Here is a 13,625-nt window from a genome sequence, read left to right on the forward strand (position 1 = left end):
ATTTCCTTCGCGATTAACACAATACGCTGTTGAATGGTTCAACATTAACGGTAGTACCCGATGCGACATCGCCTTGCTCTTGCTCTAGGTTAATAAAGCAATTTGCTAAGCTCATTGAAGTCAACATACCTGAACCTTGACCACCGGTTGAGGCAACCACAAGCTCACCATTTTCATCACGACTTAAAATACCGCGTTGGTATTCCGCACGTCCCGGTTGTTTGCGAATTGGAGTTGTCAGTGTCGCTTTTACAATTAACGGCTCTTTCACCGATAAGCCTTGCATCTTATTGACGATTGGCCAAACAAGTTTGTAAAAGGTCACCATAGATGAAACTGGGTTACCCGGCAGTCCGCAAAATACCGCTTTGCCTAACTTACCAAAGGCAAATGGTTTACCTGGTTTAATCGCTAAGCGCCAAAAGGTGATTTCACCTTCTTCTGACAGTATTTGCTTGGTGTAATCCGCATCACCGACTGAAACGCCGCCCGATGTCAGTACCATATCTGCTTTACTCGCGGCTTCTTTAAATGCGCCGCGAATAGCTTCTTTGTCATCTTCGATAACACCTAAGTCAATCCATTCAACATTGGCTTGGGTAAGCAGGCCTTTGATGGAGTAGCGGTTTGAATCATATATTTGTCCAGGTGCAAGGTCGCTTCCCACAGGGCGTAATTCATCACCAGTGGAGAAAAAAGCCACTTTAAGGCGCGCTTTAACGCGAACTTGACTGATACCGATGGTGGCTAATACGCCCATTTCAGCTGCGCGAATTTGGGTGCCACTTTTAAGCACATTGGTTCCTGCGACCAATTCTTCTCCGCGGTAACGAATGCTATTACCTTTTGCTTTAGGGTGCTCGATGGTGATGTTGTCGCCATCTGCCGAAGTCTTCTCTTGCATTTGAACCGTGTCGTAACCAGCTGGGACGGGTGCTCCAGTCATTATGCGGATACAGCTATTGGCTGGGAACTTACCCTTGTAAGGGTGACCTGCAAAAGAAGTACCGACTAAAGTTAAGGTCGTTGCTGTATCGCCAGTAAGCTCGTCGAATTTAAACGCGTAACCGTCCATAGATGAATTATCAAATGGTGGTAGGTCGATACAAGATGCCAAATCTTCAGATAGTATGCGGCCAACGGCTTCATTTAAGCTCACCATTTCACTGTGATCGATGACATTAACTTGATCAAGTAAAGCTTTAATAGCGTCTGTTGGGTGCATTAATCCTGGCTGTGCGCAGGCATCAGATTTTGTTGACATCGTTGCTCCTCACATGGCATTTGCCATGTTGTGGTTCGTCTAAGACGGACTTAGATAATAAGATTCATTTTTGATACCGCATTATGCCATGATAGCCACAGATAACTATGATCAGACCAAAGGTTTTTTATATCTATGTCCAGCAAGAGTAGCGATACAACAGAGAAACCCATTGGACTTTCATCAAAACAGGTAGAGTGGTTTCTCTATATAGTAAAATGTCATAACGGTCATTTATATACCGGTATTACGACAGACGTGAATAGACGTTTTGCTGAGCATCAAGCGGGCGGCGCCAAAGGGGCTAAATATTTAAAAGGCAAAGGACCGCTAACCTTGGTTTACCAAGAAAATGCAGTTGATAGAAGCGCTGCTACAAAACGCGAGCTCGCTGTGAAAAAGTTAAATCGCAGCAATAAGTTAGACTTAATCGCCTCTTATCAGCACGAATAGTTTGACGAGTACCATCTACAAAACTAAAAAAAGCCACTTCATAAGGTGGCTTTTTTACAATTGCTTATTGGGAGCGTAATACTGGATATTTCATATATTGCTCATCGAAATACGGACTTCTTTCATAAAACCAGCGCAGTCTTGCTTTTGAATCATTTGCAAAGCTTTCATCCTCTAAAGCGAGTCTAAACTCTGCCGCTAAGGTTTCATCTTCAGCCAACATTTTTGCTGCCAGTGGTTCGACTGCATAATCTTCGATGTACTCAGTACGAGTAAAGATGCTATTAAAAAAGCCCCACTGGAAAAATGAATCAGCAGATTGAGGTTCAAGCAATAAAATTGCTAAATCACCTAAAGGTTGATTAGTGGAGATTTGGATGGTGCCAACAGGCAAGGTGGTTTCGATTTTAACCTTTTCACTGGTGGCAGTGACACGCTGTCTGCCTTCATAGTCTTTAGCGTTAAATTTTGGCTCAGTAAATTGATACTGACTGACTTTAACCGTTTTGGCTTCAGTTAATGGAGCCATACGTACCCCATGAATCGACAGACGATCTATTACTTGATGCCACTGCGCAGGGATATAGTAGAACTTTGGTCGCTGAGTTTTGATATTCGCTTCAGTATTCCCCATCACAGGTAAGTTTGGATATAGCATTGGCTGACCATTCCAGCGCACTACTTCTGTACCACTAATCTCACTGGTTTCGAGTGAATAACCTATGCCTTTGAAATCCCAACCCGCTTGCTCAACAGTATTCCAGGTTAATGGGATTTGTTGTTGGCGCTGGTATTTATCCTCGTATATTGCTGCTTTTAATTTAGTACCATGTGTTGCCACTGTTTTTAAGGTTTGCTCCAGCATCACATATGTACCTAAAACACGTTGTCTAAACGGTTTTAGACTATGGTTTTCAATTAAAATTGTTGGTAGGTGGCGAGCGTCACCGTATCCATTTGAAAATCGTGGACTTGGGTTCCAGTAAGACAAGCCTTTTGAAAGGTCAGTATTGTCTATAGCAAATACTAATGGACCCGGTACATGACCATTGTCGGAAAGGGCTGCCTCAACTTCAGGGCGATAGTATTTTTCTAACCACTCAAAACTTGCTGGGCTATATCCTTGTTTAACGTTATAGCCAAAGGTCACATCGTATTGGTAATCAATGCCATCAGTAACATGCACATCAATATATAGGTCAGGTTGCCAAACATTGATGGCTCTGATCATGTGCTGTAATTCAAGGGTGTCTAACTTGGCATAGTCTCGGTTTAAATTAAGATTTCTTGCATTCGTTCGCCAGCCCATATCAACAGGTCCACGTTGATTGACTCGATTAAATTCATTACTACGTTCATGGCCGTCGACACTCAATATAGGTACAAATAACAGATTTACTTTATCGAGTAGTGCTTGTTTATCGCCTTGGGTTATATCTCTGAGTAGCATCATGCCTGCATCTTTACCGTCTATCTCACCAGAGTGAATACCTGCTTGCACTAAAACGGTAGGCTTGTTGCTTTCCTGAAGGGCTTCAGGAGTAGCTGCGCCAGATTCTGAAGCTACCACCATCCAAATATCTCGACCTTGAGGGCTTTTACCTATAGATACTTGTGACAATGAATCACTATTTTCAACGAGTTTAGTTAGCCATTGGTGGGTGTCATGATAATTAGGGCTATTGGTTAAGCCATTTTGTTCAAATGGCGTAGACCATGGGGCGGAAGCGTCTAAAATAAGAGCCTCACTTTGACCTTGCCATGGATGAATCGGCGGTAAAATAACATCGTTAATAAAAGTGTCTGCAGCCAAACTAGTACTGTGAGGCTTTTCGATTTGCTCATTTACTTCCTGTTTAGGTATTTCGGCCACACTAGCAAATGAAAATAGTGAATTGATAATGAAACTGGCGAGTATGGCGCGGCGCATAGATATCCCTATGGTATGAGCAAATAGAATGTTGTTTTATCTTAAATCAAATAGGCAGTGTGACAAGAGCTTAGCGTTAAGTAATTGAGGATATGGCGTTTTAAAATGTAACAAAGCTAATTTTTTGACTGGTAATAAAAAAAGCCTCAATGTCGTTTGAGGCTTTTAAGGTAAGCAGCAATATATTTACGCTGAATGTAGTATTACAAACTTAGCTGTTTGGACCCGCAGCTTTGATTGCATCAGACACCTGATACTTAGCAAAGTTTGCAGTGAACTCTTCAGCTAATTGCTGGGCGTATTTGGCATACTCATTTTTATCAGCCCAAGTATTTACTGGGTTAAGAAGTTGAGTATCAACACCTGAAACCGCAACGGGTACTGCTAAGTTAAGTTTATCAATATGTTGTGTTTCAACATCTTTTAGTTCACCGCTAACAATCGCATCGACAATTGCACGAGTAGTAGGAATATCAAAACGCTTACCGACTCCGTGAGGGCCACCAGTCCAACCTGTGTTGACTAAATAAACTCGGCTACCAAATGACTCAATACGCTTCATTAATAGCTCAGCATATACACCTGCTGGGCGAGGGAAGAACGGCGCACCAAAACAAGTAGAGAAGGTTGATTGAATCGCTGAAGTTGAGCCCATTTCTGTCGAACCCACTTTTGCAGTGTAGCCAGATAAGAAATGGTAAGCAGCTTGTTCTTTTGTGAGGACAGAAACCGGCGGTAAAACACCAGATACATCACAAGTTAAAAACACTACTGAGTTGGGTTCAGCGCCACGGTTTTCTTCTTTACGCTGGGCAATATGCTCAAGTGGGTAAGCTGCTCGGCTGTTTTCTGTCAATGTGGTATTGCTGTAATCAGGAACGCGCCTTTCATCAAGCATGACATTCTCAAGCACAGTACCAAAACGAATTGCATCCCAGATAACTGGTTCGTTCTTTTGGCTTAAGTCGATACATTTTGCATAACAGCCGCCTTCGATATTAAATACGCCGCCAGGTGCCCAGCCATGCTCATCATCGCCAATTAGAAAACGTTTTGGGTCAGCAGATAAAGTTGTTTTACCAGTGCCTGATAAGCCGAAGAATAGAGTGGTATCGCCGTCATTGCCTACGTTTGCAGAACAATGCATCGGCAGTACGCCTTTGGCTGGCAACAAAAAGTTTTGTACAGAGAACATCGATTTTTTCATTTCGCCAGCATATTTAAGTCCCGCAAGTAGGACTTTTTTAGCTTCGAAGTTGATCATTACGACAGCATCAGAGTGTGTGCCATCACGGGCAGGGTCACAGACAAACTCTGGGGCATTCATGATTTGCCAAACGTCTTTATCACCACGGTTAAATTGTTCAGGGGTGATAAATAAGTTGCGAGCAAACACTTGATGCCAAGCATATTCAGTTGTAACACGTACAGGAAGGTAGTGCGCATCGTCAGCACCGACTTCAAGTTCAGAAACAAATATATCCTTTTCAGATAGATAGGCTTCAACACGCCCCCAAAGAGCATCAAAGGTATCTGCCGCAATGCCTTTGTTGACCGAACCCCAATCAATTTCATCTTGGGTATTAGCTTCTTGAACAATAAAACGGTCATTGGGAGAGCGTCCTGTACGCTCGCCAGTTTTCGCGACTAATGCGCCATTTGCGGTTAACTGCCCTTCATTACGTTGTAAAGCAAGTTCAATTAACTCAGCGCTAGTAAGGTTGAAGTGTACGCTGTTTGTTCCATCTGTCATCGGGTGCTTCTCCGTTTTAATAGGTCGTTTATCGGTCTATATTGCCGATTTATAGTTTGGGATGACTTACGTTATCGCTTGCTCAGAGACATATGCTTAGGTTAACGCTAAATTAGCAATGCCTGTGTTCAGTGATTGTAACGTAATAAACAATACAGGTAACTAACAGTTTGGTAACTTTTTTGTAAGTTAACCCAATTTTTTAGTTTTAAGATAGATTTTTTACATAAAAAAAGCGCCAAAGGCGCTTTTTTATGAAAGTTTGTATGTTATATCGATCAGTTACTGCTGTTGGCCAGCGTCTAAGTTACCGGCATAAATTGCGGCAATATCGATACTGTCGAAGGTATACATTTTAGGGCAGTATTCACAGCCCATTTCAATCTTACCTTCTTCTGCAAGAATTTCTTCAACTTCACTCTGGTCAATTGTTGTAAGTGCTTTGGCGCTTCGCTCTCTTGAGCAAGTACATTTGAAGCTAACCTCTACAGGGTCAAATAGACGTACATCTTCTTGATGATAAAGGCGGTGCAAAATATCTTCGGCAGATAACGTGAACAACTCTTCTTGTTTAATGGTTTCAGTTAGTGCCAATAAGTGATTGAAGTCTTCATTTTCTTCAGTTTTAGTTGGCAACACTTGCAGTAGCATTCCCGCTGCTTGCTTACCATCAGCAAATAACGAAATATGTGTCGGCAATTGTTCTGACTGATTAAAGTACTCTTCTAAGCAGGCTGCTAAGTTTTCATGATCTAATGACACGATACCTTGGTATCGCTCACCTTCATCAGGAGTCAAAGTAATTACCATGACACCTTTGCCGAATAAATCAGTTAGTGATGCACCATCAGCAAACTCACCATTCCAGCGAGCTACACCGCGGAGTGCTTGTAAGTTGGTACCATTAATCACAGCAACAGAAACCGGTCCGTCACCTTGTAATTGCACACTGATATCACCAGTAAACTTGATGGTTGCAGTTAATAATGAAGTCGCAGCCATTAGCTGACCCATAATCAATTGCAGCGCCTTTGGGTATTCATGCGCTGAAAGAATTTCTTGATAGCTTTTATCAAGTTGAACCATTTCACCACGGACATCGGCATTATCGAATAAGTAGCGATGTAAAATATCTTTGCTCATGTTTAATCTCGTTTGTTGTGCCGTAAATATCGTTATAGATCTTTAAAGCGAATGAGTTGGCGACGTTGTTTTTTATCCGGCTTATTTTCTGGGGCGGGATTATTCAAAATATTCAAACGTCTAGCTTCTGCATTAAACGCTCTCTTGCTAATGCTTTCGGCTGTTTCTTCATATAGCGTTTGCGCTACAGCAGCTCCTTGTCGGTGTTCCGACAACTGAGCAATAATTATTTCCCTATCATCATGGCCTTGGCGTAAACGAATCTTGGCACCAATCTCAGCTTGTTTGCTAGATTTAGCCCGTTGACCGTTATAATGCACCTTTCCACCATTGATCATCTCTTTAGCTATTGAGCGTGTTTTATAAAAACGTGCCGCCCATAACCATTTATCGAGTCTAACTGTGACTGTTTTAGATGGAGTCTGGCTCATCTAACACCCCCAAAAGTGGTATGACTTCACACCGTTGACATTTTTAACATGTAAATTGGTGGAAAGAGCCTAATATCGTGGCGTTTCTCACAGCCTTTTTAGGCGCGCAAATGTAGCATATTTAGTGCAATTTCGCCAATCCATATGCTGCGGGCTTGTTGCAATAAGCTGGGTGAGTTAGCATGATGCAGTATTTCCTAAATTAACAGAATTAGAACAGCGACCTGCTAGAGGGTCAAAGCCGAATATGGATGTATTAGATAAAATTATAACTAAGGCAGCGGGAATCCCCCAAAAGCCATTAAGCACAGCTGTATTTTGGTTAGGATTAGTGATTGTGCTTTTACTAACTGCGCAGATTTCGTGGAAGTTAATGCCAGTAAATTCTCAGGCGGTTGCATGGCAACCTTCGCCAACTTCGGTAGCAAGTGCTAAGCGGGTAGAGCTAAGTAGTGTCCAGAAATTGTCGTTATTTGGTGAAAAAGACGCGAATGCTGAAGGTCGACCAAATAAACCAGCTCCAGTAGAACAAATTACCGATGCACCTAAAACCAACCTGTCGATTTTATTAACGGGTGTAGTGGCGTCGACTTCCGATACTAATGGTCTTGCTGTCATTGAATCCAAAGGCAATCAAGAAACTTATGGGTTAGGTGACAAAATTAAGGGCACTTCAGCATCACTTAAAGAAGTGTATGCCGACCGAATTATTATTACTAACGCTGGCCGCTATGAAACCCTGATGTTAGACGGGTTAAGCTATACCACTCAAAGTCAAGCAAACGAGTCTTTGCAACAGGCAAAGAAAGATCGCGCAGTACAGCGCGATGATCGTCGTCAGAATGCCCAAATTGCTCAAGAGTTAAGTGATTCTCGTGATGAGCTGCTTGCAGATCCGAGTAAACTCACCGACTACTTAGCCATCTCTCCAGTTCGCGGGCCAGAAGGTGTCAGCGGCTACCGCCTCAACCCAGGTAAAGATAGAACTTTATTTGCGGCTGCAGGTTTTAAAGCAAATGATTTAGCCAAATCCATTAACGGATATGATTTAACCGACATGGGACAATCATTAGAGGTTATGGCGCAATTACCAGAATTAACAGAAATCGGCGTCATGGTTGAACGTGATGGACAGTTAGTAGAAATAATTTTTAGTTTGCCAGAATAGTACCGGCAGTAGAGGATTGAAAATAATGAAGAGTTATGGAATTCGACGCAAGTTATTAGCAGGGATGGTTGCTGGTATAGCAATGCTTGCATCTCAAGCAGCTTGGTCGGAGCAATATGCTGCCAATTTTAAAGGCACCGATATTCAAGAATTCATCAATATTGTAGGTAAAAACCTCAATAAGACTATCATCGTGGATCCGACTGTACGCGGAAAAATCAATGTACGTAGTTACGATTTATTAGACGATGAGCAGTATTACCAATTCTTCCTCAATGTATTGCAAGTGTATGGCTACGCCGTTGTCGAAATGGAAAACCGTGTCATTAAAGTGATTAAGGATAAAGATGCAAAAACTGCTGCTATCCGTGTTGCTGATGATGGTAGCCCGGGCTTAGGCGATGAGATGGTTACACGTATTGTTGCCCTATATAACACTGAAGCTAAGCAGCTTGCGCCTCTATTGCGTCAGCTAAATGATAATGCTGGTGGCGGTAATGTTGTTAACTATGACCCGTCAAATGTATTGATGATTTCTGGCCGTGCAGCCGTTGTAAATAAATTAGTAGAAATTGTACGCCGAGTTGATAAACAAGGTGATACTGAAGTTCAGGTTGTTTCTCTTGAATACGCCTCAGCCGGTGAGATTGTTCGTATTATCGATACTCTATATCGCTCAACGGCTAACCAAGCGCAGATGCCTGGTCAAGCGCCTAAAGTGGTTGCTGATGAGCGTACTAACTCTGTGGTTGTGAGTGGCGATGAAAAAAGTCGTCAACGTGTGGTTGAATTAGTAAGACGTTTAGATGCTGAACAAGCATCTACAGGTAATACAAAAGTAAGGTATTTACGTTACGCAAAAGCGGAAGATTTAGTTGAAGTGCTCACCGGTTTTGCTGAGCAATTACAGTCAGATCAAGATTCAGGTCAAAGTAGCAGTAAACGCCGTAAAGAAATTAATATAATGGCGCATCTTGATACTAATGCCTTAGTGATTAGTGCTGAACCCGATCAAATGCGCACAATTGAAAGTGTGGTCAATCAGCTCGATATTCGTCGTGCACAAGTATTAGTCGAAGCGATTATTGTTGAAGTCGCCGAAGGTGATGACGTTGGCTTTGGTGTGCAATGGGCATCGGCTTCAGGTGGTGGTACCCAGTTTAATAACTTAGGCCCAACCATTGGTGAGATTGGCGCAGGTGTATGGGAAGCTCAAGGGCAAGAAGGGACAACTGTTTGTACCGAGAATGGTACTTGTACAGAAAACCCAGATACTGATGGTGATATCACGCTACTAGCTACAGCGCTAGGTAAAGTGAATGGTATGGCATGGGGTATTGCTGCTGGTGACTTCGGCGCATTGGTACAAGCAGTATCAAGCGATACTAAATCAAATGTACTTGCTACACCTTCTATCACAACGTTAGATAACCAAGAAGCTTCATTCATCGTAGGTGATGAAGTGCCAATTCTAACTGGTAGCCAAAACTCAAGTAATGGTAACAGCAACCCATTCCAAACGGTTGAACGTAAAGAAGTGGGCGTGAAGCTAAAAGTTGTTCCACAAGTTAACGAAGGTAACGCAGTTAAACTGACCATTGAACAAGAAACCTCTGGCATTAATGGTAAAACGGGCGTTGATGTAACCTTTGCTACACGTCGACTGACTACAACAGTAATGGCTGATTCAGGTCAAATTGTGGTGCTAGGTGGTTTGATTAGTGAAGAGACTCAAGAGTCGGTTCAGAAAGTTCCATTCCTAGGCGACTTACCAATTATTGGTCATTTATTTAAGTCATCTTCAAGTGGTGTGAAAAAGAAAAACCTAATGATTTTCATCAAGCCGACGATTATTCGCGATGGCATTACGATGGAAGGTATTGCAGGGCGTAAATATAACTACTTCCGTGCACTGCAAATAGAACAGCAAGAACGCGGCGTTAACCTAATGCCAGACAGTGAAGTACCTGTTCTTGAAGAGTGGGATCAAGATGCATATTTACCTGATGAAGTGAACGAAGTGCTTAATCGTTACAAAGAAGGTAAAAACTTAGAAACTAAGATGCGTGAAACAGATCCAGCACTAAGACACATTACTGAGAGTAAAGATAAAGATAAGCAACCAGCAGAAGACGTTGAAAAAGCGGCAGAAGCTGAACAAGAAGACGATGCCAATGAGTGAAGCAGAGATGACTGAGCAATTGGCACAAGTGTCCACTGATTTAGGTTTGGAAGCGGAAGAGCTCAATGATGAGGTTTTCCATTCCAACAGTCGTGAGCGCTTACCTTTTGCTTTTTCCCACCGTTTTAATTTGGCTCTGGCTAAAGAAACTGACGCGCTAAAATTGTATTACACCAGTGAAACGCCATTGGATGCGATGCTAGAAGTTCGTCGTTATGCTGGTGAAGAGTTGGTGCTGAGTAAGTTGCCTGTTGAAGAGTTTGAAGCAAAGCTAACGCAAACTTTCCAAGCCAATTCTTCAGAAGCACAGCAGTTGATGGAAGATATTGGCAACGAGATGGATTTATTCACTCTTGCTGAAGAACTACCGCAAACTGAAGACTTGTTAGAAGGCGATGATGATGCACCAATTATTAAATTAATTAATGCATTATTGTCTGAAGCGATTAAAGAAGAAGCCTCTGATATTCACATCGAGACTTATGAGAAGCAACTAATTGTTCGTTTCCGTATTGATGGTGTACTCAAAGAGGTTTTAAAACCGAATCGTAAACTGTCTTCATTACTTGTTTCACGTATCAAAGTGATGGCGCGTTTGGATATTGCTGAAAAACGTGTTCCTCAAGATGGCCGTATTTCATTACGTATTGCAGGTCGCGCAGTCGATGTGCGTGTATCAACCATGCCATCAAGTCATGGCGAACGTGTTGTGTTGCGTCTACTGGATAAGAATACCGGTAACCTCGATTTGAAATTGCTGGGTATGACCTTAGCTATCCGTGAACAGTTTGATGCCATTATCCGTAAGCCTCACGGTATTATCTTGGTAACAGGTCCTACAGGTTCTGGTAAAAGTACCACCTTGTATGCTGGCTTAACTGAGATTAACTCAAAAGACACTAACATTTTGACTGTAGAAGATCCTATTGAGTATGAACTTGAAGGTATCGGTCAAACGCAAGTGAACATGAAAGCCGATATGAGCTTTGCTCGTGGTTTACGCGCGATTCTACGTCAAGATCCTGATGTGGTCATGATTGGTGAAATCCGTGACTTAGAAACCGCACAAATTGCGGTTCAAGCCTCGTTAACAGGTCACTTGGTAATATCTACCTTGCATACCAACACCGCCTCAGGTGCTATTACACGTTTACAAGATATGGGTGTTGAGCCTTTCCTTGTTTCTTCAAGTTTATTAGGGGTTTTGGCGCAGCGTCTTATTCGTACTTTATGTAATGAGTGTAAGATCCCACATGAACCTGATGAACGTGAGCGTGAACTACTTGGTGTTACAGCCAATGATACGCGAGTAATTTACCGCGCTAATGGTTGTAAAGAATGTGGTAATAACGGCTATAGAGGCCGTACCGGTATTCATGAACTGTTAGTGGTTGATGATAATGTTCGTGAATTGATCCACGGTGGTCGTGGTGAACTCGCGATTGAAAAATACGTGCGTCAAACAATCCCAAGTATTCGTCATGATGGTATGAGTAAAGTACTTGATGGCGTTACAACCCTAGAAGAAGTACTGCGCGTGACACGCGAGGAATAATCAATGGCAGCGTTTGAATATAAAGCCCTTGATACCAATGGCAAACAGCAAAAAGGTGTCATAGAAGCAGACACTGCTCGTCACGCTCGCAGCCAACTACGCGAACAGCGCCTAATGCCACTTGAGCTGCAACCTGTTGCAGAAAAAGAAGCTAAAGCAAAAAGCGGTGGTTTAAAATTATTCCAACGCGGTATTTCGGTCGCAGAACTTGCGCTGATCACTCGCCAGATAGCGACACTTGTCGCAGCGGGCTTGCCGATTGAAGAGTCGTTAAAAGCTGTCGGTCAACAGTGTGAAAAGGACAGGCTTGCAAGCTTAGTGATGGCGGTACGTTCGCGTGTTGTTGAAGGTTACAGTTTCGCTGATTCACTCGCTGAATATCCCCATGTTTTTGACGATTTATATCGTGCAATGGTGGCATCGGGTGAAAAGTCTGGCCATTTAGAAGTGGTATTAAATCGTCTTGCTGACTACACCGAACGTCGTCAACAACTTAAGTCAAAGCTCACCCAAGCCATGATCTATCCAATCGTACTGACAGTGGTTGCGATTGGCGTTATTGCTGTTTTGCTTGCTGCCGTGGTACCAAAAGTTGTCGGCCAGTTTGAACATATGGGCCAAGAGTTACCCGGTACCACCCAGTTTTTGATTCTTGCGTCAGACTTTGTGCAGTCATATGGTTTAGTCGTGCTAGGTGTCTTGTTTGCCTCATTTGTGTTGTTTAAGCAAATGCTGAAAAAGCCTAACTTTAGAATGCTATTTGATACTTGGCTGTTAAAAGCACCAGTGATTGGTAAGGTAAGTAAAGGGATTAATACTGCTCGATTTGCACGAACTTTAAGTATCTTATCTGCCAGTTCGGTGCCGTTACTAGAAGGCATGCGCATCGCAAGTGAAGTACTACTCAATGTAAAGGTACGTGCAGCCGTTGATGATGCAACAGCAAGAGTACGTGAGGGTACGAGTTTGGGCGCGGCTCTCACAAATACTAAACTTTTCCCGCCAATGATGCTCTATATGATTGCATCAGGTGAAAAAAGTGGCCAGTTAGAACAAATGCTAGAACGTGCTGCTGATAACCAAGACAGTGAATTTGAGTCGAATGTGAATATTGCCTTAGGTGTGTTTGAGCCTATGCTGGTTGTGAGCATGGCATCAGTCGTACTGTTCATTGTAATGGCTATTTTACAACCTATTTTAGAATTGAATAACTTGATTAGCGGGTAACGCAACGAGTTGTAGATATTATTTTTTGTCACGCACTAAGTGGTGTGCACCGGAGGAAGTCGTCAATGCAAGTCAATCGTAAACAACGTGGTTTTACCCTATTAGAAGTCATGGTTGTTATCGTGATTCTAGGTATTTTAGCGTCAATGGTTGTACCTAACCTTATGGGAAACAAAGATAAAGCTGATTTACAGAAAGCGGTATCAGACATTGTTGCTTTAGAAAATGCGCTAGACATGTACCGCCTTGATAACAGTGTGTATCCAACAACTGATCAAGGTTTAGATGCATTAGTGCAAAAACCAACATCGTCTCCTGAGCCACGTAACTACCGTCCAGATGGTTACCTAAAACGTTTGCCTCAGGATCCTTGGCGCAATGATTACTACCTATTAAGCCCTGGTGAAAATGGCCGTATTGATATTTTCAGTGCGGGTCCTGATGGTCAAGTGGGTACTGAAGACGATATTGGTAACTGGAATCTTCAAAACTTCCAGTAATGGTCGTTTAGCTGAAACG

General features: G+C 42.6%; 11 protein-coding genes. 6 read left to right on the plus strand and 5 right to left on the minus strand.

Features of this window, described 5'->3' with window-relative positions; genetic code table 11:
* Positions 1 to 13: 13 nt before the first annotated feature.
* The gene (gene moeA / locus K5Q58_RS11265) at positions 14 to 1,264 is read right to left on the minus strand and encodes a molybdopterin molybdotransferase MoeA (RefSeq protein ID WP_220754026.1); all 1,251 of its coding nucleotides are present in this window, start codon (positions 1,262 to 1,264) and stop codon (positions 14 to 16) included.
* A 135-nt stretch (positions 1,265 to 1,399) separates the two neighbouring features.
* Here moeA and K5Q58_RS11270 point away from each other — a divergent pair, with 135 nt between their 5' ends.
* On the plus strand, positions 1,400 to 1,717 hold the full coding sequence (locus K5Q58_RS11270) for a GIY-YIG nuclease family protein (protein ID WP_220754027.1): 318 nt from the start codon (positions 1,400 to 1,402) through the stop codon (positions 1,715 to 1,717).
* A gap of 64 nt (positions 1,718 to 1,781) precedes the next feature.
* On the opposite strand, the gene K5Q58_RS11275 is transcribed toward K5Q58_RS11270, so the two are convergent.
* The 4 genes from K5Q58_RS11275 to hslR all read right to left on the minus strand — a co-directional run bounded on the left by K5Q58_RS11275 (position 1,782) and on the right by hslR (position 6,974).
* On the minus strand, positions 1,782 to 3,647 hold the full coding sequence (locus K5Q58_RS11275; RefSeq protein ID WP_220754028.1) for a M14 family metallopeptidase: 1,866 nt from the start codon (positions 3,645 to 3,647) through the stop codon (positions 1,782 to 1,784).
* 211 nt (positions 3,648 to 3,858) lie between these two features.
* The gene (locus K5Q58_RS11280; protein WP_220754029.1) at positions 3,859 to 5,400 is read right to left on the minus strand and encodes a phosphoenolpyruvate carboxykinase; all 1,542 of its coding nucleotides are present in this window, start codon (positions 5,398 to 5,400) and stop codon (positions 3,859 to 3,861) included.
* 282 nt (positions 5,401 to 5,682) lie between these two features.
* Positions 5,683 to 6,543, minus strand: coding sequence for an Hsp33 family molecular chaperone HslO (gene hslO, locus K5Q58_RS11285; RefSeq protein WP_220754030.1), 861 nt, complete (start codon positions 6,541 to 6,543; stop codon positions 5,683 to 5,685).
* A 32-nt stretch (positions 6,544 to 6,575) separates the two neighbouring features.
* On the minus strand, positions 6,576 to 6,974 hold the full coding sequence (gene hslR, locus K5Q58_RS11290; RefSeq protein ID WP_220754031.1) for a ribosome-associated heat shock protein Hsp15: 399 nt from the start codon (positions 6,972 to 6,974) through the stop codon (positions 6,576 to 6,578).
* A gap of 247 nt (positions 6,975 to 7,221) precedes the next feature.
* On the opposite strand from hslR, the gene gspC reads away from it, so the two are divergent.
* From gspC to gspG, 5 genes are all read left to right on the plus strand, one after another.
* On the plus strand, positions 7,222 to 8,142 hold the full coding sequence (gene gspC, locus K5Q58_RS11295) for a type II secretion system protein GspC (protein ID WP_220754032.1): 921 nt from the start codon (positions 7,222 to 7,224) through the stop codon (positions 8,140 to 8,142).
* A gap of 25 nt (positions 8,143 to 8,167) precedes the next feature.
* Positions 8,168 to 10,324: a type II secretion system secretin GspD gene (gene gspD, locus K5Q58_RS11300; protein ID WP_220754033.1), complete on the plus strand. Its 2,157-nt coding sequence runs from the start codon at positions 8,168 to 8,170 to the stop codon at positions 10,322 to 10,324.
* The gene (gene gspE, locus K5Q58_RS11305) at positions 10,317 to 11,879 is read left to right on the plus strand and encodes a type II secretion system ATPase GspE (protein ID WP_220754034.1); all 1,563 of its coding nucleotides are present in this window, start codon (positions 10,317 to 10,319) and stop codon (positions 11,877 to 11,879) included. Before gspD ends, gspE begins: the two co-directional genes overlap by 8 nt.
* A 3-nt stretch (positions 11,880 to 11,882) precedes the next feature.
* A complete protein-coding gene (gspF, locus tag K5Q58_RS11310; protein ID WP_220754035.1) occupies positions 11,883 to 13,106 on the plus strand; it encodes a type II secretion system inner membrane protein GspF in 1,224 nt (407 codons plus the stop codon).
* A gap of 65 nt (positions 13,107 to 13,171) precedes the next feature.
* Entirely contained in the window at positions 13,172 to 13,606 is a 435-nt protein-coding gene (gspG, locus tag K5Q58_RS11315; protein WP_055024201.1) for a type II secretion system major pseudopilin GspG, read from the plus strand.
* Positions 13,607 to 13,625: the final 19 nt, after the last annotated feature.

The organism is Shewanella sp. KT0246 (assembly GCF_019654955.1).
Taxonomy (GTDB): domain Bacteria; phylum Pseudomonadota; class Gammaproteobacteria; order Enterobacterales; family Shewanellaceae; genus Shewanella; species Shewanella goraebulensis.